Raw genomic sequence first — 24,137 nt, forward strand, 5'->3', positions numbered from 1 at the left:
CTGTTCCTTGTCCACCAAAGCCTTCAAGAGCTTGGCCACCGCCAGGGGTTGCAGGTCGGCAGCGGTTTCCACCAGGATGGCGCGGTCTGCGCCAATGGCCATGGCGGTGCGCAGGGTTTCCTGGCACTGGGCCACGCCACAGGAGACGGCGATGATTTCGGTGACCACGCCCTTTTCCTTTAGGCGCACGGCCTCTTCGACGGCGATCTCGTCAAAGGGGTTCATGCTCATCTTGACGTTGGCAATATCCACGCCCGTGCCGTCGGACTTGACCCGCACCTTGACGTTGTAGTCCACCACGCGTTTGACCGCGACCATTGCTTTCATGCATTTCTCCGTAGGTAGCGCGCCATCTGGCGCAAAGAGCGGCGCCCCGCGGGGCGCACTGGTTTTTAAGAACGGGGTTTGATGTTTTCCGGATCGTACAGGGGGCCGTAGCCCACGGCTTCGACCTTGACCGGATACACATCGTCAAAGTACTGAACCTGCAGCTCGCGTCCCACCTGGCAGTATTCGCGCGGCAGATACGCCAGCGCAATGTTCTTGCCGATGGTGGGGCCGAAGGCGATGCTGGTGGTGTACGAGCGGCGGCCTTCCGAGTCGATCAGCGTGGCACCCGTGGCCGGGTCCATCACCGGCAGGTTGCCCAGGGGGTAGCGCGCTACGCCGGTGCTGTCGATGTTGCTGGTCATGACCAGAGTGCACAGCGTGGCGGGCTGGTGTTCGCGTTCGCGGAACTTCATGTGGGCGGCCTTGCCGTGGAAGTCGGCAGCCTTGACCTTGGGACGGGCCAGATCGGCTTCGAACAGGTTGTACTCGGTCAGCAGGTCGGCGTTCTGCAGGCGCAGGCTCTTTTCCATGCGGCGGCTGTTGGCATAGGTTTCCACACCCACGGGGGTGACGCCCAGGGCATACAGCGCGTCCCACAGGGCCAGGCCGTCTTCGTACTTGAAGTGCAGTTCCCAGCCTTGCTCGCCCACGTAGGAGATGCGGAAGGCCAGCACCGGAACACCCTTGATCTTGAGTTCGCGCAAAGCCGCAAAGGGGAAGTTCTCGTTGGACCAGGCTTCGGGCTCGTCGGCAATCTTCTGGATGGTGGCGCGGGCATTGGGCCCCCACACACCCAGGCATCCGTATTGCGTGGTGGTGTCCGTCACCTCGACATTGGCACCGCGGTCCTGGGCCATGCGGCGGATCCAGGTCAGGTCGCGGTGGCCGGCGTCAGCGCCGTCGACGACGCGGTAGTGGTCCTGCCCCAGACGCAAGACGGTCAGGTCGGCGCGCACGCCGCCCTTGGCATCCAGAAAGTGGGTGTAGACGCCTTTGCCCACTGGGGTGTCACCACCCACCTTGGCCACGCAGATGTATTCCAGCAGGTCGGCTGCATCCGGGCCCACCACGTCGATCTCGGCGAAGTGCGAGACGTTGATCATGCCCACGTCTTCCGACATCTTGAGGTGCTCGGCATTCGACACGCGCCAGAAGTGGCGGTTGTCCCATTCATTGGCACGCACCGGTACCTTGTCGCCATAGACCGCCAGCAGATGCTCGTTGCTGGCATAGCCATGCGCACGCTCCCAGCCGGAAAGTTCCATGAAGTAGGCGCCCAGGGCTTTTTCGCGCTCGTAGAACGGGCTCTTGAAGATGCCGCGTCCGGCGCTGTAGGGCTCGCGGTTGTGCACCGGCGGGTTGTAGATCTTGAAGGCACCTTCGTAGCAGCGGTCGTGGATGTACTTCTCGTCCTGCTGGTACGGGTAGATACGGGCCACGTCGATGCGGGCGTGGTCCAGATGGGTGGTGCCGTCGGTCATCCAGTCGGCCACCAGCTTGCCCACGCCGGGCGCGTCTTTTACCCAAATCGCTTCGGCGTACCACAGGCCGCGCACCTTGCTCGATTCGCCAATGGAGGGGTTGCCGTCGGTGGTGACCTGCAGCAGGCCGTTGAAGGAGTATTTTTCGTCGTAGCCCAGTTCGGCCAGGATGGGGGTCAGCTCGATGGCGCGCTCCAGTGGCTCCATGATCTGTTCCAGTTCCAGGTCGCGCTGCGAAGGCGAGAGGCGCGCCTGTTCCTTTTCAAGGAGATCGCGCGGGTGGCACATGCGCGGGTTCTTCTCTTCGTAGTAGCCCCACTCGATCTGGCCGCCTTCGGGGGTTTTGGGGTCCCCGGTGTCGCGCAGGTAGGCCGAGTTGCCCTGGTCGCGCAGCAGCGGGTAGCCAATGTCCTTGCCGGTGCCAGCAAACTCCAGGTAGGGCTTGAAGAAGGTGAGCGGGTGGTCCACCGGCATGATGGGCAGGTCTTCGCCCGCCATGTTGGCAATCAGGCGGCCCCACAGGCCGGCGCAGACCACCACGTAGTCGGCGGCGATATAGCCCTTGGTGGTTTCCACGCCCTGGATGCGGCCGTTCTCGATGCGCAGGCCGGTGCAGGCGGTGTTGGCAAACGACAGCAGCTTGCCCGAGGCCACGGCGGCGTCAACCAGTTCGCCCGCCACCATCTGCGAGCGCGGCTTGACCAGACCGGCGTCCGGGTCCCACAACGCGCCCTGGATCATGCTTTCTTCCAGCAGCGGGAACTTGGCCTTGGCTTCTGCGGGGGTGATCATCTCGACCCGGTTGCCGAAGGCCTTACCGGACGCCACGCGGCGCTTGAGTTCCTGCATGCGCTCGTCATCGCCCACGCGGGCGACTTCGAGGCCGCCGATGCGCTCATAGCGGCCCATCTTGTCGTAGAAGTCGATGCTGTACTTGGTGGTGAAGATCGACATCTGATCGTGCATCGTGTTGAAGCAGAAATCAGAGGCGTGTGCGGTCGAACCCACGTCGGTGGGGATGGCGGACTTGTCGATGCCGACGATGTTGTCCCAACCGCGTTCGATCAGGTGATGCACCACCGAGGCGCCGACGATGCCGCCTTGGCCAATGATGACAACTTTGGCTCGTTCAGGAAATTTGGCCATTTTGCGCTTTGCTCCTAGGGGGATTGAATGATGTGAAGTGAGTGTGCCAAATCCGTGCCAAGCCTCGGACCGAGGCCGTACGACGGTAGTGAACAGCAGTTACTGGGGTAAGTCGAAATTGAGCCTCACGATAACCGGACAAAGTGTATTCAGCCCAAGGACAGGTGACGATTCATTTGCGACAGCCGCTGATGGAAACGCGTCAAGCCCTGCACACCGCCTTTGGCCCCCCTTGTTTTGACAAAAATGCACGGTCTTTCAGGGCAGCATGCGACGCAGCAGGCTGCGCAGTTTGGCCGGTCGCACCGGCTTGTGCAGCAAGGGCAGATCGGCAGCCTTGACGGCGTCCAGAAACGCGTCATGGGTATCGCCGCTCATCAGGCATGCGGGCACCGTGCCGCCAGCCAGCGCGCGCAGTGCGGCAATGCATTCAATGCCGTTCTCTGCAGCGCCCAGATGGTAGTCACTCAGGATCACGTCCGGCACTCCGTGCTGCAGCAGTTGCGTCTGGGCCTCCACCAGCGTTTTGGCCACGACTACCTTGCAGCCCCAGGAAAGCAGCAGTTGGCGCACTGCCTCGCGGGCGTTGTCGTTGTCCTCAATCAGCAGGACATGCAAGCCGGTGATGTCCCCCAACGTGGGTTGCAACGCGCCCAACAGCTTGTCGGACTGGACCCTCACTGGCTGTGCTGCCTTGAGCAGGATGGAAAACCGGGTGCCGCAACCCAGGTTGGATCGCAGCACGATCTCGTGCCCCAGCAGAGCGGCACTGCGCTGCACGATGTTGAGCCCCAGACCCATGCCGAAGTTGCGGTCGCCGGCGCGGTTGGCGAGTTGGTAGAACTCCTTGAAGATGTCGTCATGGTGCTCTGCCGGTATGCCGATGCCGCTGTCCCATACCTCGATGCGCACACCCTGCCCTTGGTCGTACGGACGACAGCACACCAGCACCGTTCCGCGCTCGGTGTATCGGATGGCGTTGATGACCAGATTGACCAGCATGCGAACCAGCAGCGTGGCGTCGCTCTGACCCCACAGACGGGTGGAGCGCACGCGCAGCCGCAACCCCTTGGCCTGGGCCACATTGGCCAGGGAACTTCGTACCGAGTTCAGCAGATCGTTCAGGTCCACGGGTGCCATGCGGATTTGCACGTTGCCGGAATCCAGCCGCGACAAATCCAACAGGCCATCCAGCAGGTCCTGCATTTCCTGTACCGAGACCTGCAGGTTGTTGACCAGCTGCCGCATCTGCGGGTCCATGGGCAACTGACCCAGCCGGGCCACAAACATGCCCAAGGCATGCGAAGGCTGGCGCAAATCGTGGCTGGCCGCCGCCAGAAAGCGCGACTTGGCCTGGGTTGCGCTTTCTGCCTGCTCCTTCTTCAGGCGCAACTCCTGCGTCACTTTCTCGACCTGGCGCTCCAGCTCATCGCGCCCCCAGGCCAGGCGTTCAGCCATCTGGTTGAGCGAAACCTGCAGCTCTTTCAGAGGGTCGCGCTCAGAGACGATGGGCGCGATGGTGAAGTCGCCCTGGCCGATGCGCTTGACCATCTGGGAAATGCGCACCAGTGGCCGTACTACCCAATCGCCTAGCCGGAACGCCAGAAACCCGCCGAGCAGCATGCCAGCGGCACCGACCCATAAAGCGGTCAGCAGGGCATCGCTCTTCTTTTCATCCAGATCCTGCCGGGACACCACCACCATGGCACTGCCCAACGGAGCCGCAAAGTGGGAGTTTGTGGTCTGCTCCGGCGTGAACATGTCATCAATCGGAACAGTCGTGGGCAGAACGGATTCGATGCGCATGTCCAGATGCCTGGTGCGCAGGCCGGCCTTGAAGTTGGGGGACTCGGCATCGGAGAGCGCACGTACCTCGGTGGGCCCGCTGTAGGCCAGCACGTCACCATTGGCGTCAAACACCATCACCAGCTGGACGTCGGCCTCGCGCTGGATTTCCTGCACCACACTTTGCAGACTGGCCGTGTTGCCCGAGAACAGGCCATAGGCGCTGAACAACGCCACCTGATGCACCAGCAAGCGAGTGCGCTGCTGGTGGGAGTTCTCCAGATCCTGGACCCTGCCTTGCCAGAAGATGCCGGCGATGGTGGCGACGACCAGCAACACCGGAAGAATGGAGGCCAGCGCCATGCGCGCGCGAATGCTGCTGCCCATCATGGCCGTTTCTCCATGCGGTGCAGCCGATCGGACAGCACCTTGGCATCCAGCGTCAAGCCGAGCGAGCGGGCGATGTAGTCGTTGGTCGTGACGCTGAAGTCCACGGGGTATTGGCTCTGGGGCATGTTGTTGGTTTGCAGGACCTGATACGCCATGACGGCCAACTGGCTGCCGATCTGACCGGCCGTGCTGTGTACGGACAGCAGGGCACCCGCCTTGACGTATGCCGGGGAGAATGCCTGCACCGGAACTTTGGCGCGGTAACTGGTGAGCAGGATATTGGACACGGTGTTGGCGTTATAGATTGCGGTATCGGCAACTGCCAACAAACCATCGGCATCATGCAGCGCCATTTGCAATGCGCCAATCAGGGTTTGTCCGTCGCTGTAGAGGCCTTCCGATAATTCCATGCCGCGGGACTGGAGGGCCGTATTCAGCAGCGGCTGCAGGCTGATCGATTCGGGGCCCCACAAAACGCCCACGCGATGCAGGCGCGGCAAGGCCAGCCGCATCAGATCAAGCTGGCGGCCAAAGGGCTGATCCAGGTACAGTGCAGCGGTTGCCGCAGCACTTTTTCTGCCGGATTCGGCCAGCACGCGCTCATAGCTGATGCGCGGTATCAGTCCGGCAATCAGCAGCTTGCCATTGCGCGTGGCGACATGGCGCAAGGCGTCGGTGCCCAGGGTTATCAGCAGCCTTGCCTCCAGCACGGCGGGCCCACCGTCCTGGTATTCGGCAATGCCCAGCAGTGCGATGTCCTGGCGCGCAACGCCTAGACGTTGCAGCTCCTGGCTGAGGCTGTCATAGGCCTCCTGGAACGCAGGTGCCTTCTCGCTGCTGACCACGCACACCTGACAGGCGAGCGCCGGACCGAAAGCCAGGGCCAAACCCAGCAGCAGTCCGAGTCGGTACCACAAGCGAAGGCGCTGCAGGATCACAGTTTCAGTTCTCGACCTTGAGGGTCACGAAGGCGCGTCGATTGAAGTAGAACTTCTGGTCCCCATCCCGGTACGGATCGTTCAGGTTCTGCACCACCAGTGCCAGCTCGGCCTTGCTGCCGCCAAGCCGGAAGTCCTGCGCCAGACGCAGGTCGGTGCGCTGCATGGAGAACACCCAGGGATTGTTGGAGATGGACATCAGTGCTACGTCATCGGCCTGCTGGTGCATCACGGAAAGATGCAGTCCGCTGTCAAAGGAATGCATCAGCGTCAGACTGGCCGCATAGCGCGGCGCGCTGTGCCCGGTGCGGAACAGGTTGTTTCCGGGTTCGGTGGTGGACGCTTGAATATCGGTCCAGGTCTGCGACAGCAGCATGCGGGTGGCTTCACCAGGTGACCAGGCCAGTTGCCATTCGACACCGTTGATCTGGTCATCATGGGCATTGACGTAGCGCTCCGGCTGTATGCCCGGGGTGACGGTTTCGGTGTGCGCAATACCGTCGCTGATGTGCTCATTGAAAATCCGCACATCCCCACTGAACTGGCTGGAGGGTGGTGCAAAGTAGTAGCCCAGCTCCTGCGAAAACAGCCGCTCCGCCTGAACGCTGCCGTCGTTATAGGTGAAGTAGCCGGTGGGGTTCTGGTGGTTGGCGTCGTAGTACTGGCGTTGGCCATATTTTTCGTAGGCACTGGGTGGACGAAACGCAGTTGACGCACCCACGCGCAAGGTATGGCCGGGCTGGAAATGCCAGTTCAGCATCAATCGCGGTGAGACGGAGTCGCCGGAAAAGTCGTTGTGCTCGGCTAGCGCACCGGCATTGAGCAAAAGCGTGTCACTCATGCGCCACTCGGCGCTACCGAACAGACGATAGAAATCGTTGGTCACGCTGCCCAACTGGTCGAATTGGGATGGCGAGACCACACGCTCCTTTCGGAACTCTGCCCCCCAGACGGCGCGCCAATCCGGACTCAGGCGCGAGGTGTACTGCGAAGAGATCGAATCCACATATTCGTTGCCGCTGAAGTCCACGGTGGCCATGTAATACGGTCCGGGAGTCAGGAAGTAGAAAGTGTCGTGGCTGGTGTTTTCGGTATGCGACACGCTCACCGACAGATCGTGCGCGTCGTCCAGCACGCTGCGCCAGTCGGCCTGTATGAATTGCGAACCCATGAACCAGTTGCGCGCCGGATTGCCGCCCGTATCGCCGGGCTCACCACGTCCGGCGTATACACCCACGCCACCGGCGCGAAACTCCAGGTCGGTGCCGGTACTGATGGCAATCAGGGAAGAGAAGTTGGCGCGTTCGGTGTGGTTCTTGCCGAAGGCACCTTGCAGGCCATCGTCCTGCACCTGGTCGGCGCTGATGCGGTAGGTGCCAATCCCATGGTTCCAGCCGACACGCAATCCCATGTCTGCAATGCTGTTCTCGCCCTGGCTCAGGTTCGCGGCCGCCCCTATGGTCTCGCGCACATCCCGGGAAATGATGTTGACCACGCCCAGAAAGGCCCGTGCACCATAGGTCGCCGAATTGGAACCGCGCAGGACTTCAATGCGCTCGATGTCGTCCAGCGCCAGTGTTTTCCAGCCAATGCCCGCTGAACCTTGCAGCAACCCCGAATACACCGAACGTCCGTCCACCAGCACCTGGATGCGGTTGGCCCAGTCGTCGTTGCGGCCATGGTAGGTGGCCATCGGGGCGTCAGTCTCGTACGAGGTGGTGGTTTGAAAGCCGGGCACCAGGCGCAGCAGGTCGACCACGTCGCGTGCACCGGACATATGGATGAACTGGCGATCCAGAATGGTGACAGCACCTGGCGTGTCTGCCAGGGTCTGCGATAGCCGCGATACCGAGATGATCGTCGGCACGTCCTGCAGGAAGTCGGATTCGGAGACAGTCGCCGCGGGCGCATCATCGCTTGCCGGTTTGCCGACCTGCGCCAATGCCATTTGCGCACACACGCAGGCCAGACTGAAGAGAAATTTTGGATGAATCAAACAGCGCTCCCCTGTCATGCCGGCCATTGCGCGGCATTCGGATCTTGTTGCGCCTATTAGAACCCAGAGCGCGCCGGACGCGGTGAAGAAGTCGGTGCGGCGCGCCGGATTAGTGGTTTTTCACAAACGCCTGCATGTGAAAGGCCGCGTGCTCTGGCGTGTATCGGGACGCAGTGCCCACGGGGCAGGCGCGTCGTGCCAGGCAGCCCTGCTGCATGCAGTCGCCGTCCAGGTGCGCGTGCAGATGGGCGGCGCAGGCGTCGATGCGGTACTGCGTGCCGGTGAAGGCATCCACCGGACAGGCCTGCAGGCAGGGCTGGCCACTGCACTGCGTGCACAGGCTGGTGTTGTCGCTGGCAGACCGCAGCCGCTGGGCAGCCTCCACTTTCAGCGCCTGAGCGTCGTCACCATCGATCTCCGGCAAAGCCAGCGCGAACCGGTATGCATGCCACAGGCCGTGCTGGGGATGGATGCGCAGCATGAGCGGGCTGCTCTGGGTCGGTTCACTGTGATCGGCCCATTGCTGAAATGGATAGTACGGCGGCCCATCGAACGGGAACAGGGCAACCCCGTCCCACCGCGCTGCCAGTGTCCGGCCCAGGTGCGCGCTCCAACGGTCCAGCGGATTGGGCAATCCATCCTGGAAGAACGGCGATGCTTTGAAATGCGGCCACATGCTGGAACCCACCACTCCCACCATCCAGACCACGGCAGCCGTGCCGCCTTCAGGCAGGGCAGGCAGCTTGTCATCCGCGCCGGGAATCCAGCCGCCACGCAGGCTCAGGCCATGGTGCGCCAGCTCAGTGCTCAGACCGGCTCTGGTAATGGCTGGCATGCAGTCTCCTCATCCAATGCCGTGCGTGGCGCACCACTGGCGGTGGCAGTGACGATGGCTTCAAAAAACATGTTGCCGTCGATGTCGTTGCTGACGCTGTTGTCTGTCTGGCTGAAGTCCACCTGCACCGTGGCCGCGCCGGCCGCCAGGGCGTTGGCCCGGGCCTGCTCGGCTGCCAGTGCGCGGGCATGGGCCAGAGCGGGCTCCACCTTGGGGAAGTCTTGCGGACCGCCATGTGCAAACACGCGGAAGGTGCCGCGTACTGGTTGGGTGACTGTGATGTGCACTCTTTGCGACACTTCGCCCAGCACCGCACCCACCGCATTGGCCACCTCGGCAAAGCGCGGCACCTGCAGCTCCATGCCCAGACTGCGGGCCACTTCCGGGTAGTAGCTGGAGGCTGGCGCGCCCACGGCGACCAGCGGCATCTCGGGTGCAAAGTGCAGGGCAAACACGGAGGCTGGCGGCTGGGCGTCAGGCATTGTGCGGTTGCGCCCTTGCAGTGCCATCTCGGTCAGCAATGCGGCCATGTTGCTGGCGCGGTCCTCGTTGAACTGGCCTGCGTCGTTCAGGCCGGCCTCTATCAACTTCTGGCAGATGGTGGCAATGACCTTGTCCACCACCTGCCTGGACGGTGCCACGGCGTCACCCAGGGTCCAGGTGCCCAGGCCGTACATGTAGCGCATCTGGCGCGCCCAGATGCGTGCGGCCAGTACCGCTGCAGGCTGGTTCCAGTGGGTGGCCATGCCCAGCACATGGGCGGCATCGCTGGGGGTGAAGCCGCTGTAGATGGCCAGGCCCTTGCGCTCCAGCCGTGCCAGGGCGCGTGACAGCGGGCGGTCTTCGATGTTGCTGCGTTCCAGATCCACCGGTCCTCGCGCCAGACGTTCCCAGGCGCGTAGCTCGTCGGCAGGCAGGCGGCTGATCAGGGCCTCATCGCTTTGCAGCCGCAAGGCAAACCGGATCTGGCTGCCGTGCGGGGATTCATTCTGCTGGCGTTCCAGCACCGGCAGCAACTCGGGGTGTTCATGGGCCAGCAGACTGATGGGCACCACGCGGCGCGGCCCGATGGCCAGGCCTTTGCCACCCAGAAAGCGCACCTCGCTGTCACCCCCTAAGCCAATGGAATAGACCTTGACCGCTTCCACCATGGGGCGCCAGTCGCCGATCAGCGCGCCGTCCACACTGAGCTCGGGGCGACCGTCGCGCACCACGGCGATGTCGGTGGTGGTGCCACCCATGTCGGCGACGATGGCATTGCGGCTGCCGCTCAGAGCGCAGGCGCCGATCACGCTGGCTGCCGGGCCGCTGAGCACCGTGCCCACCGGTCGGTCCAGGGCGCTGGCGGCGGTGATCAGGGTGCCGTCGCCTTTGACGATCATCAGTGGCGCATCGATTTGGCGCAGCTGCAGCGTGTGCCGCACCGAATCGATGAGCGCCTTGACGTGCGAAATCATGCGTGCATTGAGCGCCACCGTCAGGGCGCGGCGCGGTGCGCCCAGGCTGGAGGCCAGCTCGTGGCCGCAGGTGACCGGCTTGTCGCACAGCTGCTTGACCCATTCGCGCAGCTGCAGCTCGTGCTGCGGATTGCGCACCGCAAAGCTGGCGGAAATGGCAAACGCGCTGACGCGTGGTGCGTGCTGCAGGATGGCAGCCTTGGAGGCCGCCTCGTCCAGCGCGGCAATCGGGTAGCCGCCCGCTTCGTGGCCGCCGGGCAGAGACACAATGGCCTCTGCGCCCAGCAGCTCCACCATGCCGCTGGTCTTGATCTGTGCCGCGTCGTAACCCGCAAGCAAGACGCACACCGGCGAGCCCTTGCCCTCGACCACTGAATTGGTGGTCAGCGTGGTGGACAGCGACACCAGCACGATCCGCTTCAAGGCGTCTTGCGGCAATTTGTCCAGCGCGCCACCAATGCCTTGTGCCAGGTCAAAGCGGGTGGTCAGACTCTTGGCTGCCGCAACCACCTGCTTGGCGTCGTTCAGCAGCACGGCATCGGTAAACGTGCCGCCGGTGTCGATCCCGAGGTAGTAGTGCGCGCTCATCTACCTGTTTAGGAGAAGATGGCGTGAGCGCCGCCGGGCCGCCCCAAGGCGCGAGGGCCCCCATGGGGGGCAGCGACCCACACGCAGTGGGGGAGCGTGGGGGCCATATTCTTCAGCTTCCAGCTTCACAGAGCCACTTGAAGAGGTAGTCAGCGAAGCTGCGGCGCACCGTCAGCTCATAGCTCTGTTCGGCCTTGACGCACAGGATGACCACGTTGGCCTTGGCAATGTGCGATTGCGCCAGCGAGCCATCGGGGAAGGAGCGGGCATGCAGATCCAGGGGGCAGCCGCGTGACAGCAAGTCAGCTGCCGCAGGGCCTTGCACCGAAAAGGTCGTGTTGCCACTGCCGACCTGCACGATGGAGAAATGCACGCCGGGCACGGCCGCCCGAATCGCAGCTTCTATTGGCGCGCCCTGTCCATTGGGAACCTTGAGCAGCCATTCATCCGGTCCCAGCCACAGCAGTTGGCGGTCGCCCAGCACGCTGGCGGTGTTGGGCTGGATGGGCAGTGCCAGGCCGGTGGCTTGTTCCACTGCCTGGACAAAGGCTGCATTGGCACTGTTGCCGCGCAGGTTGACGATGTCCAGCAGGGCAATTTCGTCCAGCAGGCAGCTGCGGTTGTCCACGTGCAGCTCGCGTTTGCCCAGGCGGGTGATACCCACCAGGGGGCTTTCCAGAACGACATTAGTCATGGTGATGCTTTCCTTCGGGGTCATAGAACACCGGGCTGCTGATGGTGGCGGCAACGTGGCGGCCATCAGCGAGTGCGGCGTAAATCTTCTGGCCCATTTTTTGTTGGCCGTCGCGTACCACCGCCATGGCAATGGAGCGCTTGAGGGTGGGGCTGTAGTAGCTGGAGGTCACATGGCCGATCATGGGCACCGGGTTGGCCACCGTGGGCGTGCCGATCTGCGCCAGCGCCGTGAGCTGTGCGCCTTCGGGCAGCACGGTCTGGCTGTCTTCGGTGAGCAGGCCTACGAGCTGCTTGCGGTTGGCACCAGCCGTGTGGCTGCGCGACAGCGAGCGGCGACCCAGGAAGTCCTTGGTCTTGGAAACCATGCCGCCCATGCCCAGATCGTGCGGCGTCATGGATCCGTCGGTGTCCTGGCCGACAATGATGTAGCCCTTCTCACCGCGCAGCACGTGCATGGCTTCGGTGCCGTAGGGCGTGATGTTGAAGTCCGCACCTGCAGCCATCAGTGCCTTCCACACATGGGCACCGGCGTTGCTGGGCACGTTGATTTCAAAGCTCAGTTCGCCCGAGAAGCTGATGCGCATGATGCGCGCAGCCACGCCGGCCACGGTGCCTTCGCGAAAGCTCATGAAGGGGAAGGCTGCCGCCGACAGGTCCACGTCCTTGCAGACCTTCTCGACCACGGCGCGGCTCTTGGGGCCGACCACGGCAAAGGTGCTCCACTGGTCGGTCACCGTGGTCATGTAGACCTGCATGTCGGGCCATTCGGTCTGCACCCAGCGCTCCATCCAGGTCAGCACGCGTGCGGCGCCGCCGGTGGTGGTGGTCATGAGGAATCGGTCTTCGGCCAGACGCACGGTCACGCCGTCGTCGAACACCATGCCGTTCTCGTCGAGCATCAGGCCGTAGCGGGCCTTGCCCACTTCCAGCTTGAGCCAGGGGTTGGTGTAGAGCCAGTTCAGCAGCTTGGCTGCGTCCGGGCCCTGGATGTCGATCTTGCCCAGGGTGGATGCGTCCATGATGCCGACGTTGTTGCGCACGGCCAGCACTTCGCGGTTGACCGCGGTGTGCATGTCTTCGCCCGGCTTGGGGAAGTACCAGGGGCGCTTCCATTGGCCCACGTCCTCGAACAGGCAGCCGGCGGCCACATGGTGGGCATGCGGGCTGGTCTTGCGCACGGGGTCGAACAGCTCACCGCGCTCCAGGCCGGCAAACAGGCCGAAGCTGATGGGCACGTAGTTGGGGCGGAAGGTGGTGGTGCCCACCTGCGGAATGGTCTTGCCCATGGCGCGTGCGGCCAGGGCCATGCCGTTGATGTTGCCCAGCTTGCCCTGGTCGGTGCCGAAGCCCAGTGCGGTGTAGCGCTTGATGTGCTCGATGGACTCAAAGCCTTCGCGGATGGCCAGCTCGATGTCGGCGGCACCCACGTCGTTCTGCCAGTCCACAAAGGCCTTGGCGCGGCGCGAGACCTTCTCACCGGTTTCGGCAATCCAGAAGGGCGCAATGGCTTCGTTGCTGGGCTCCACCACCGTGTACTGGGTTTCGCTGGCGGCAAAGCCCGCATGGGATGCAGCAGCAGCGCCCGCCTGGCTGGCTTCTGCCAGCGTGGCGGCCAGCGTGCCGGTGGCGTTGCAGGCTCCCACGCTGAACTGGCCGGGCATGGCCGCGCCGGGCTTGAAGCATTCCAGTTGGTCACTCCACAGCGCCTTGCCACCGCTGTGCGAATACAAGTGGATGGCCGGGTTCCAGCCGCCGGACATGCCCACGGCGTCCACATTGAAGCTGCGGCTTTCGCCATTGGCCTTGTCGCCGATCTGCTGGCGCACCTGGATGGAGGTGACGACTGCGCCACCATCGGCCTGCACCGGCACGTAGCCGCGCAGCACGGTGATGCCTGCATCGTGTGCCTTTTGTGCCAGGCCACCGGCCACCGAGTGACCGGCGCGCACGTCGATCACGGTGACTTCTGCGCCCGCGGCCTTGAGCGTGAGGGCATCGCTGTAGGCCGTGTCGTTGTTGGTCAGCAGGGCAATGCGTTTGCCCACCAGCACGCCGTAGAGCTGGGCATAGTCGGCCATGGCGCTGGCGAGCATGATGCCGGGCAGGTCGTTGTTGCCAAACACCATGGGGCGCTCATGTGCACCCGTGGCCAGTACCACCTGCTTGGCACGTACGCGCCACAGACGTTCACGGAAACCCTTGCGGGCCGCCAAGGGGCGGTGGTCCGTCAGGCTTTCGCGGATGGTCAGGAAGTTGTGGTCGTGGTAGCCGAACACCACGCCGCGCCTGATGATCTTCACCTCGGGCAGGGTGGCGAGTTCGGCCTCGGCCTTCTTCACCCATTCGGTGGCGGGCAAGCCGTCAATCGTGCCTTGCAGGCGGTGGGCGCTGCCCCCCAGTTCGGATTGCAATTCGGCGAGGATCACGCGCGCCCCGCTGCGGCCCGCTGCCAGAGCTGCTGCCAGACCGGCCACGCCGCCGCCCGCGACCAGCACATCGCAATGCGTGTTCTGGTGGATGTAGCGGTCGGTGTCTTCCACCTCGGGCGACGCACCCAGGCCACCAGCCTTGCGGATGAAGCGTTCGTAGAACAGCCAGGCCTTGGCCGGCCACATGAAGGTCTTGTAATAAAAGCCTGCGGGGAACAGGAACGAGAAATTACGGTTGATGCTCAGGGCGCGGCTCAGCGCATTCGGCCAGGGGTTGACCGCCGTGGCCTGCAGGTTGTCGTACAGCTCGACCTCGGGCATCTTGGCATTGGGGATGGTGTTCTTGCCGCTCTCCAGTTGCACCAATGCGGATGGTTCTTCAATGCCGCTGGTGACGATGCCGCGCGGGCGGTGGTACTTCCAGGAGTGGGACAGCACGCTTTCGCCAGCAGCCAGCAGGGCCGATGCCAGGGTGTCGCCCTGAAAACCGGAGTAGCTGCGGCCATTGAACTGGAAGCTGAGTTTCTTGGTGCGGTCTACGCGCGCACCCAGGGAGTCGATACGGCGTGCGGTCACGATTGACCTCCTGCGCCGTTACCGGATGCATCGGGGTTTTCGCCCACTTTGTAGAACTTGGTGAACTGGTAGGTCACGGTGTGGCGCTCGGCATTGAACCAACGGCGGCAACCGGCGACGTGGTTCCACTGTTCGCGGTGCAAGCCCTTGATGTTCTTGCGCATGAACAGGTAGTCACCCCACTGTTCGTCGGTGAGGGAGTCGGTATCCAGCGGGCGCGCAATGTGCGCTTCGCCACCGCAACTGAATTCGCTTTCGGCGCGTGGGCCGCAATAGGGGCAGGTAATTTGAAGCATGGTTATTTCAGTGGGCAACAGCGGCTGCGCCGTGTTCGTCGATCAAGTGGCCGGTGTTGAAGCGGTTCAGGGAGAACGCCGCGTTCAACGGGTGCGGGTTGTCCTGTGCAATGGTGTGGGCCATGACCCAGCCCGAGCCGGGTGTGGCCTTGAAGCCGCCCGTGCCCCAACCGCAGTTGAAGTACAGACCCTTGATGTGCGTCTTGCTGATGATGGGGCAGGCGTCGGGTGCCACGTCGACGATGCCGCCCCACTGGCGGTTCATGCGCACACGGCGGAAGATGGGGAACATCTCGCAGATGGCCTGCAGTGTGTGTTCAATGACCGGGAAGCTGCCGCGCTGACCATAGCCCACGTAGGAGTCGATACCGGCACCGATCACCAGGTCGCCCTTGTCACTCTGGCTCACATAGGCGTGGATGGCGTTGCTCATCACCACGGTGTGGATGATGGGCTTCATGGGTTCGGACACCAGTGCTTGCAGCGGGTGGCTTTCCAGCGGCAGGCGGATACCGGCCATGGCTGCCAGCACACTGCTGTGGCCGGCGGCGACCACGCCGATCTTCTTGCTCTGGATGGTGCCGCGAGTGGTCTCGATGCCGGTGATCTGGTCACCGTCACGCTGAAAGCCCACCACTTCGCAGTTCTGGATGATGTCCACGCCCAGACGGTCGGCCGCACGGGCAAAGCCCCAGGCGATGGCGTCGTGGCGCGCCACACCGCCGCGTGGCTGGAACGACGCGCCCATCACCGGGTAACGCAGCGAGGTCTGGTTCATGATGGGCACAATTTCCTGCACTTGCGCAGGCGTGAGCACCAGGCCGTCCACGCCATTGAGGCGGTTGGCATTGACGCGGCGTTCGATGTCGCGCATGTCCTGCAGCGAGTGGCCCACGTTCATGACGCCGCGCTGGCTGAACATGGTGTTGTAGTTCAGGTCCTGCGACAGGCCTTCCCACAGTTCCATGGCTTTTTCGTACAGGTGGGTGGCTTCGTCCCACAGGTAGTTGGAACGCACGATGGTGGTGTTGCGCGCGGTGTTGCCGCCACCCAGCCAGCCGCGTTCGATCACGGCGATGTTGCGCATGCCGTGCACCTTGGCCAGGTAATAGGCGGTTGCCAGACCGTGGCCGCCACCGCCTACGATGATGGCGTCGTAACTGCGCTTGGGTGCGGGGCTGCGCCACTGCTTTTGCCAGTCCTCGTGGTAGGACATGGCATTGCGTGCCAGGGAAAAGATAGAAAAGTTGCTCACAAGTTTGCTTTCAACATTCGATTACGTTCACGGCTAGACCACCGCGCGAAGTCTCTTTGTATTTTGTCATCATGTCCCGCCCGGTATCGCGCATGGTCTTGATGACTTGATCCAGCGATACAAAATGCGTGCCATCTCCACGCAGCGCCATGCGCGCGGCATTGAGTGCCTTGATGGAACCCATGGCGTTGCGCTCGATGCAGGGAATCTGCACACGTCCGCCCACCGGGTCACAGGTCAGACCTAGGTTGTGCTCCATGCCAATCTCTGCGGCATTTTCCACCTGCTTGGGGCTTCCGCCCATGACGGCGGTCAAACCTGCTGCAGCCATGGAGCAGGCCACGCCGACTTCACCCTGGCAACCGACTTCGGCACCGCTGATGGAGGCGTTCTCCTTGTAGAGCTGCCCGACGGCACCGGCCGTGAGCAGGAAATCGCGTATGCCCTTCTGGTTGGCACCCGGAATGAAGCGGTAGTAGTAGTGCATCACCGCAGGGATGATGCCTGCGGCACCATTGGTGGGCGCCGTGACGACGCGGCCGCCGGCTGCGTTTTCCTCGTTCACCGCCATGGCATAGACGTTGACGAAGTCCAGGATGGTGAGCTGATCGCGCAGGGCCTCTTCGGGATGTGCGCTCAAGGAGCGGTGCACTTCCGGCGCGCGGCGCTTGACCAGCAGGTTGCCGGGCAGATGGCCCTCGGTGCGGATGCCGCGGTCCACGCATGCTTTCATGGCGTCCCAGATGCGGTCCAGCCCGATGTCGACCTCTGCATCGCTGCGCCAGGACTGCTCGTTCACCCGCATGATCTGGGCAATGCTCAGGCCGGTGCCGGCGGCAATGCCGAGCAGGTCTGCACCGCTGCTGAAGGGGTACTTCACCTTGGTCGGGTCGGAGACGATGACCGGGTCGTTCATCGGCGAGTCGGCCTCTTCCTGCGAGACCACAAAACCGCCGCCCACCGAGAAGTAACGGCGCTCGGTCACGATGTTGCCTTCGGCATCGAAGGCCACGAACTTCACGCCGTTGGAGTGGTAGGGCAGAGCCTCGCGGCGCAGAAAGGTGAGGTCGCTCTTTTCGGTAAACACCAGCGGGTGGGTGCCACCCAGCAGCAGCTTGCCTTCCTTGCGCATGTGGCGCAGGCGCGGCTCGATGGTGTCCGGGTCTATGGTGTCGGGCATCAGGCCTTCCAGGCCCAGCATCACCGCCTTGTCGGTGCCGTGGCCCTTACCGGTGGCTCCCAGCGAGCCATACATGCGCACTTCCACGCGGGCGATGCGGTCGATCAGGCCCTCGGTGCGCAGGCGTGCGGCGAACATGGCCGCCGCTTTCATGGGACCCACGGTGTGGGAGGAGGATGGCCCTATGCCAATCTTGAACAGGTCAAAAACACTGAGTGCCATGGTGTGCGGTGCTCGGGTTGGGCGCGGGTGTGCGCACTGTCAGGCGGGTGCAGGGAAGCGGCGGCACAGCGCGGTGATGCGCGCGGCAACGTCCTTTTCGACCGCACCCAAGTCGCCCTTGGCGGCCATGCAGTCCAGCACATCGCACATGGCCGTGGCCACTTGCGTGCACTCGTCTACGCCGAAGCCGCGGGTGGTGATGGCGGGTGTGCCGACGCGGATGCCGCTGGTGACGAACGGGCTTTGCGGGTCGTTGGGCACGGAGTTCTTGTTGACCGTGATGTGGGCACGGCCCAGTGCGGCGTCGGCGTCCTTGCCGGTCAGACCCTTGGGGATCAGGCTCACCAGCATCAGGTGGTTGTCGGTGCCGCCGGAGACCACGTCATAGCCGCGGGCCACAAAGATGGCGGCCATGGCCCGGGCGTTGGCTACGACCTGGGTCTGGTAGGACTTGAATTCGGGCTGCAGCGCTTCCAGGAAGGCCACGGCCTTGGCCGCAATCACGTGCATCAGCGGGCCGCCTTGTGTGCCGGGGAAGACCATGGAGTTGAGCTTCTTCTCGATGTCGGCATTGGCGCGGCACAGAATCAGCCCGCCACGCGGACCGCGCAGCGTCTTGTGGGTGGTGGTGGTGACCACATCGGCGTAGGGCACCGGGTTGGGATAGAGGCCTGCGGCCACCAGGCCCGCCACGTGGGCCATGTCCACGAACAGGTAGGCACCGACCTTGTCGGCAATGGCGCGAAAGCGCGGGAAGTCCAGATAGCGGCTGTAGGCCGAGAAGCCGGCAATGATCATCTTGGGCTTGCAGGCAATGGCCTGTGCTTCCAGCGCGTCGTAGTCGATCAGGCCGGTGCTGGTGTCGATGCCGTACTGCTCGGCGTTGTAGAACTTGCCGGAGAAGCTGACCTTGGCGCCGTGCGTCAGGTGGCCGCCGTGGGCCAGGCTCATGCCCAGAATGGTGTCGCCCGGTTGCAGCAACGCCATGTAGACCGCTGCGTTGGCGCTGGAGCCGGAGTGCGGTTGCACATTGGCCCAGTCGGCGCCGAAGAGCTTCTTGGCGCGGTCAATGGCCAGCTGCTCGGCCACATCCACGAATTCGCATCCACCGTAGTAGCGCTTGCCGGGATAGCCTTCGGCGTACTTGTTGGTGAGCACGCTGCCCTGGGCTTCGAGCACGCGCGGGCTGGTGTAGTTCTCGGAAGCGATGAGTTCCAGGTGGTCCTGCTGACGCGCGGCTTCGGCAGCGATGGCGGCGCCCAGCTCGGGGTCGAATTCATTCAGGGTAGCGTTCAATGCCATTGCAATCCTTCTAGATGGGTAGATACGGGGATGCAATCGATTGTCGAGACTGGCCCTGCGGGCGGTGTCGGTATTACGACACGGGAGAATGTGCGGGCGACACGCTGCAAAAGGGATAACCGCAAGATGTTTACGGGAACAGCGGGCCGTCTCAAAATGGCACACATTTTCATTCCCAGCAAGTGAGCGAATCATGAAAAAGTGGCTGAAGGGCAACCGTGGATTCATTGCCTTCCTTCTGTGTTTTGGTTTCTTCCGTCTGGCCATTGCCGACTGGAATCCGGTGCCTTCGGGCTCCATGCGGCCCACACTGCAAGAAGGCGATGTGGTGCTGGTGAACCGTCTGGCCTATGACTTCAAGCTGCCGCTGACCGACACGGTGCTGTTCTCGCTGGGCACGCCGCAGCGCGGCGATGTGGTCACCTTCAACTCGCCCAAGGATGGCGTGCGGCTGATCAAGCGCCTGGTGGCACTGCCCGGCGACACCGTGGAAATGCGCAACGAGGTGCTGTTCATCAACGGCCAGCCCAGTGCCTACGATGGCCTGGAGTCGCTGCAGGACCGGGTGGACCGGGAACACACCATGGCCGCCTTGAGAGCCGTTGAACATACGCAGGAAGGTGCCCATGCGGTGCAGTTTCTGCCGCAGGTATCGGCGCGGCGCAACTTCGGCCCGGTGACCGTGCCCGAGGGCAACTACTTCTTTCTGGGTGACAACCGCGACAACAGCGCCGACTCGCGCTACATCGGCTTTGTGCCCCGCAATCTGCTGATCGGCCGCGCCCACCACATCGTGGTCTCGGCCGACATGCTGGGCAATTGGCTGCCGCGCATTGAGCGCTTCGGCCAACGTCTCTAAGCCAGGCTCTCGGTTAGTTGCGCCTCGGCGCCGGCCAGGCTGCGTTTGGCGGCCTGCACCGTGTTGTGGACCAGCATGGTGATGGTCATGGGCCCCACGCCACCCGGCACCGGCGAGATGTAGGAAGCCTTCTGGCGCACGCCCTCAAAGTCCACATCGCCCACCAGCTTGCCGTTGGGCAGGCGGTTGATGCCCACGTCGATCACCACCGCGCCGGTACGCACCATCTGCGGCAGGATCAGGTTAGGCACACCGGCAGCCACCACCAGGATGTCGGCCAGGATGGTGAACTGCGCCAGGTCACGCGTCTTGGCATGGCAGATGGCCACGGTGGCATCGCGCTGCATCAGCATCATGGCCATGGGCTTGCCCACGATGTTGCTGGCGCCTACCACCACCACGTTCTGACCGGCCACGGGGATGTTCTCGTACTCCAGCATCTTGGACACACCGTAGGGCGTGCACGGCGGAAACACCGTCTCACCCTGGGCCAGCGCGCCCACGTTGTAGAGGTGAAAACCGTCCACGTCCTTGTCCACGGAGATGCAGGCCAGCACGCGCTTGGCGTCATAGTGGGCGGGCAGGGGCAGTTGCACCAGGATGCCGTGTACAGCAGGGTCTGCGTTGAGCGCCTGGATCTTGGCCTCCACCACGGTATCGGGCGTATCGGCTTCAAATGCATAGACGGTGGAGGCCAGTCCCACTTCGGTACAGGCCTTGACCTTGTTGGCGACATAGACCTTGGAGGCCGGGTTGTCCCCCACGATGATGACAGCCAGCCCGGGTGTGACGCCCTGGGCCTTGAGCGCCTGTGTCTGCTCCTTGCACTCCTGGCGCACATGCCGGGCCACGGCGTTGCCGTCGATGATTTTGGCGACCATATTCCACTCTCGCGATGGGGTTAAAGACGGTGTGAATGCTAGGGCCGCACGTGGGCGCAAGAGGTGCATGAGGCGACTTGGGGCGGCGCGAAAGCGACAAACTCCGGAGTGCGCAAAGGCGGCGGCGTTTACATGCAAATGCGTGTCGCAAACAGGTCAAGGGGATGCGCTGGGGCTGCAATACTATGACTATTCATATTGCAGCGCATGAATATTACTCATGCGGGCACGCATAAGGCACTGGAGAGACCGCATGACCGACACCGTTGAACAAACAGAAACCGAAGCCCCCCGCGGACGCCGTGCCGGTGGTGGCCGTGAGGCCAAGCGCGCAGCGCGCTCGGCCCGTAGCACCCAATCTGTTCCCTATATCACCCGCAAGATCCCGTACTTTGAAGTGCTGGACGAAGAAGGCCTGGCCATTATCGAGCGCAATGCCGACACGATATTGGAAGAAACCGGCATCGACTTTCGTGATGACGCCGAAGCGCTGGAACTGTTCCGCAACGCTGGCTGTGACGTCAAGGGCGAACGCGTGCGCTTTCCCCGCGGTCTGGCCCGCAAGATCGTGCAGGACAACGCTCCGCGCGAGTTCACCCAGCATGCACGCAACGCCGCTCGCAGCGTGGTGATCGGTGGCAAGAACACCGTGTTTGCGCCGGCCTACGGCTCGCCCTTTGTGCGTGACCTCGAAGGTGGCCGCCGCTACGCCACCATCCAGGACTTCCAGAACTTCGTGAAGCTGGCCTACATGGCCAACCCCATCCACCACTCGGGTGGAACGATCTGCGAGCCGGTCGATCTGCCGGTGAACAAGCGCCACTTCGACATGGTCTATTCCCATATGAAGTTCAGCGACAAGCCCTTCATGGGCTCGGTCACGCATCCCGAGCGTGCGCAGGACACGGTGGAGATGACCAAGCTGCTGTTCGGCGACAACTGGATTGACCCGCTGACCGGCAAGCCCCGCACGGCGATCATCAACCTGATCAACGCCAACTCGCCCATGACCTTTGACGAGACCATGCTGGGTGCGGCCAAGGTCTATGCGCGCAACAACCAAGCCACCATCATCACGCCCTTCATCCTGGCTGGCGCCATGTCGCCGGTGACGGTTGCGGGTACGGCCGCGCAGACACTCGCCGAAGCACTGGCCGGCATGGCCTTTGTGCAGTTGTGCAGCCCCGGTGCGCCGGTGGTGCTGGGCAGCTTTGCCTCCTCCATCTCCATGCAGTCGGGCGCTCCCACCTTTGGTACGCCGGAGCCCGCGCTGGTGCTGTACGTGATGGCAGCGCTGGCACGTCGCCTGGGCGTTCCGTTCCGTTCCGGTGGTGGTCTGTGTGGCTCCAAGATTTCCGATGCGCAAGCGGCTTCCGAGTCCGCCAACACCTTGTTGCCCACCTGCCTGGGTGGCGTGAACTTTGTGCTGCACACCGCAGGCTGGCTCGAAGGCGGTCTGTCCATGGGGTATGAGAAGTTCATCATGGATGTGGATCAGGCTGGCATGATGCACACCCTGCTGGCAGGCGTGGACCTGTCGGAAAACGGCCAGGCCATGGATGCCATCCGTGAAGTGGGTCCGGGCAAGCACTTCCTGGGCTGTGCGCATACGCAAGCCAATTTCGAGAGCGCCTTCTACCGCTCGCCCATTACCGACAACAACAGCTTCGAGCAATGGGAAGCCGAGGGCTCACGTGACCTCACGGCCCGTGCCAACACCCTGTGGAAGAAGCAGCTGGCCGAATACGAAGCACCTGCTCTGGACGTGGCCACCGACGAAGCCATTCTGGACTACGTAAACCGCCGCAAAGGTTCTTTCGCCGATTCCAACGTCTGATCCCGGTTTAACATCGCAAGGCGCGTTGCTATTTGGCAGCGCGCCTTTTTTATTGGGGCGCTATGGGCATCAACAAACTCCTGCTTCCTCTGGCTTCGTTGCTGAGCGGGCTGGCCATGCTGGTGGTGGGAACGGGCTTGCTGTTTGCAGCCATCGGCGTGCAGGCGGGCTCTGCGCATTTCTCGAGCTTGGTGACCGGGTTGGTGATGTCGGCCTATTTTGCGGGCTTTGTCTACGGCACTTACGCCTGCCCGGCCATCATCCGCAGCGTAGGCCACATCCGCGCCTTTGCCGCCATGGCTTCCATCGCGTCGGCCATCCCCATGTTCCATGCGCTGTGGACCAATGCGCTGGCCTGGGGCATCCTGCGCTTCGTCACCGGCGTGTGCCTGGTCGGCCTGTACATCGTGGTGGAGAGCTGGCTCAATGTGGTGGCCACCACCGCGCAGCGTGGCAAGGTGTTTGCAGCCTACATGGCGGTCAGCGGCATCTCCATGGCGCTGGGGCAATGGCTGATATTGGTGGGGGACCGGTTTGGATTTGTGCCGTTCGCGCTGGTGTCGATCCTGTTTTCCTTTGCGCTGATCCCCATCACGCTGACACCGGTGACCGAACCCGAAACCATGGAAGCGCCGCGCTTTGTGCTCAAGGACCTGATCTATATCTCGCCCATTGGTGTGATCGGAACCATCGCATCAGGGCTGCTGGGCGGCGCCTTCTACAGCCTGGGCCATGTGTTCGGCCAGGGTGTGGGTTACAGCGAGCGCGGCATTGCCACCTTCATGGCGGCCACCATTCTGGGCGGCGCTGCCGGTCAGTGGCCCATCGGGCAACTCTCGGACCGGTACGACCGACGCTGGGTGCTGTTCTGGGTCTGCATGGCCAGTGCCGCAGTGTCCGGCGTGGGGTTCTATCTGGCACGCGAATACGAGGCCTCGCTGATCGCGCTGGGCATTGTGTATGGCGGCCTGTCCATGTCCATCTACGGCCTGAGCGTGGCCCACGTGAACGACCTGATCGACCCTAGCCGCGTGCTGGAAGTTACCAGTGGCCTGTTGCTGCTGTACGGCATCGGTTCCACCGTGGGGCCTACGCTGGCCGGGGGCGTGATGGATCTGCTGGGGCCGGAGGCGCTGATGCTGTACTTTGCCATTGTGCTGGGCCTGGTGTGCGTGAGCATCTGGGTGTTCGCGCCGCAGCGTTTCATCCACGCGTCAACGACCAGCCACAAGACCGACTACGTGGTCATGGGCGGCGGCTCGCAAGCCGTGCTGCAGATGGACCCGCGCCGCCCGGACTTTGAGCACAGCCGCCCTATGGCACCGTTTGTGGAGCCTGAGCAATAGGCGTTTGAGAGTGCTGCTCTTCAGGCACGGTCAGCAGTTTGTTCTTGAAGTCGGCAAACCCGCTGTACCCGATTCTTCTGCAAAACCGAAGAACGGTCGGCGGACTGACATGGGCCATGCGCGAAACTTCCTTCACTGTCATGTGGGCCAGATCGCTCGCGTTTTGTAGGTAAATTCGGGCGACCTTGGCTTCACACGTCGAGAGCGAATGCCAAACCCTATCCAGGTGATGTATCACATCGCGCTGTGCATCTGTTGCGGTTTGCGACTTCATGAGGTATCCAAAACTACAAAATGGCCCTGAGCAGCTTG

The 24,137-nt window shown here is 63.1% G+C and carries 18 protein-coding genes; 3 read left to right on the forward strand and 15 right to left on the reverse strand.

What is annotated here, in order from left to right; all coding sequences use genetic code 11:
• The 13 genes from AC1RMF_RS25635 to glyA form a co-directional block, all read right to left on the reverse strand.
• Positions 1–327 (reverse strand): electron transfer flavoprotein subunit beta/FixA family protein (locus tag AC1RMF_RS25635; RefSeq protein ID WP_493145310.1); only part of this gene is annotated, 327 nt, incomplete at its 3' end.
• Between the two features lie 65 nt (positions 328–392).
• Positions 393–2,957, reverse strand: a complete 2,565-nt coding sequence (locus tag AC1RMF_RS25640; protein WP_493145312.1) for an FAD-dependent oxidoreductase — start codon at positions 2,955–2,957, stop codon at positions 393–395.
• 258 nt (positions 2,958–3,215) lie between these two features.
• Positions 3,216–5,132, reverse strand: a complete 1,917-nt coding sequence (locus AC1RMF_RS25645; protein ID WP_493145313.1) for an ATP-binding response regulator — start codon at positions 5,130–5,132, stop codon at positions 3,216–3,218.
• Positions 5,129–6,049 (reverse strand): ABC transporter substrate-binding protein, encoded by a 921-nt coding sequence (locus AC1RMF_RS25650; protein ID WP_342619671.1) that lies wholly within the window; start codon positions 6,047–6,049, stop codon positions 5,129–5,131. The genes AC1RMF_RS25645 and AC1RMF_RS25650 overlap by 4 nt, the downstream gene beginning before the upstream one ends.
• 25 nt (positions 6,050–6,074) lie before the next feature.
• Complete coding sequence (locus AC1RMF_RS25655; RefSeq protein ID WP_342619670.1) at positions 6,075–8,066, reverse strand: TonB-dependent receptor plug domain-containing protein; 1,992 nt, start codon at positions 8,064–8,066, stop codon at positions 6,075–6,077.
• Between the two features lie 109 nt (positions 8,067–8,175).
• A complete protein-coding gene (locus tag AC1RMF_RS25660; protein ID WP_493145317.1) occupies positions 8,176–8,901 on the reverse strand; it encodes a 4Fe-4S dicluster domain-containing protein in 726 nt (241 codons plus the stop codon).
• Positions 8,874–10,946, reverse strand: a complete 2,073-nt coding sequence (locus AC1RMF_RS25665) for a hydantoinase/oxoprolinase family protein (protein WP_493145319.1) — start codon at positions 10,944–10,946, stop codon at positions 8,874–8,876. Before AC1RMF_RS25665 ends, AC1RMF_RS25660 begins: the two co-directional genes overlap by 28 nt.
• 112 nt (positions 10,947–11,058) lie before the next feature.
• Positions 11,059–11,640, reverse strand: coding sequence for a sarcosine oxidase subunit gamma (locus tag AC1RMF_RS25670; RefSeq protein ID WP_342619667.1), 582 nt, complete (start codon positions 11,638–11,640; stop codon positions 11,059–11,061).
• Positions 11,633–14,647, reverse strand: a complete 3,015-nt coding sequence (locus AC1RMF_RS25675) for a sarcosine oxidase subunit alpha family protein (RefSeq protein ID WP_493145321.1) — start codon at positions 14,645–14,647, stop codon at positions 11,633–11,635. Before AC1RMF_RS25675 ends, AC1RMF_RS25670 begins: the two co-directional genes overlap by 8 nt.
• Entirely contained in the window at positions 14,644–14,943 is a 300-nt protein-coding gene (locus tag AC1RMF_RS25680; protein WP_342619665.1) for a sarcosine oxidase subunit delta, read from the reverse strand. The genes AC1RMF_RS25675 and AC1RMF_RS25680 overlap by 4 nt, the downstream gene beginning before the upstream one ends.
• 7 nt (positions 14,944–14,950) lie before the next feature.
• Positions 14,951–16,198 (reverse strand): sarcosine oxidase subunit beta family protein, encoded by a 1,248-nt coding sequence (locus AC1RMF_RS25685; RefSeq protein WP_493145323.1) that lies wholly within the window; start codon positions 16,196–16,198, stop codon positions 14,951–14,953.
• A gap of 10 nt (positions 16,199–16,208) precedes the next feature.
• Complete coding sequence (locus AC1RMF_RS25690; protein ID WP_493145325.1) at positions 16,209–17,600, reverse strand: L-serine ammonia-lyase; 1,392 nt, start codon at positions 17,598–17,600, stop codon at positions 16,209–16,211.
• A 39-nt stretch (positions 17,601–17,639) separates the two neighbouring features.
• Positions 17,640–18,902: a serine hydroxymethyltransferase gene (gene glyA / locus AC1RMF_RS25695; protein WP_493145326.1), complete on the reverse strand. Its 1,263-nt coding sequence runs from the start codon at positions 18,900–18,902 to the stop codon at positions 17,640–17,642.
• A gap of 193 nt (positions 18,903–19,095) precedes the next feature.
• On the opposite strand from glyA, the gene lepB reads away from it, so the two are divergent.
• Positions 19,096–19,761, forward strand: a complete 666-nt coding sequence (gene lepB, locus AC1RMF_RS25700; protein ID WP_493145328.1) for a signal peptidase I — start codon at positions 19,096–19,098, stop codon at positions 19,759–19,761.
• Here the strand turns inward: lepB and folD are convergent.
• On the reverse strand, positions 19,758–20,642 hold the full coding sequence (folD, locus tag AC1RMF_RS25705; RefSeq protein ID WP_342619660.1) for a bifunctional methylenetetrahydrofolate dehydrogenase/methenyltetrahydrofolate cyclohydrolase FolD: 885 nt from the start codon (positions 20,640–20,642) through the stop codon (positions 19,758–19,760). The genes lepB and folD overlap by 4 nt on opposite strands.
• A 253-nt stretch (positions 20,643–20,895) precedes the next feature.
• On the opposite strand from folD, the gene AC1RMF_RS25710 reads away from it, so the two are divergent.
• Entirely contained in the window at positions 20,896–22,479 is a 1,584-nt protein-coding gene (locus tag AC1RMF_RS25710) for a trimethylamine methyltransferase family protein (protein WP_342619659.1), read from the forward strand.
• 62 nt (positions 22,480–22,541) lie between these two features.
• The gene (locus AC1RMF_RS25715; RefSeq protein WP_342619658.1) at positions 22,542–23,825 is read left to right on the forward strand and encodes an MFS transporter; all 1,284 of its coding nucleotides are present in this window, start codon (positions 22,542–22,544) and stop codon (positions 23,823–23,825) included.
• Here AC1RMF_RS25715 and AC1RMF_RS25720 read toward each other — a convergent pair.
• The coding region (locus tag AC1RMF_RS25720) for a MurR/RpiR family transcriptional regulator (protein WP_493145331.1) at positions 23,794–24,137 on the reverse strand (344 nt) is incomplete at its 5' end. The genes AC1RMF_RS25715 and AC1RMF_RS25720 overlap by 32 nt on opposite strands.

It is taken from the genome of Rhodoferax sp. GW822-FHT04A08 (assembly GCF_058801025.1).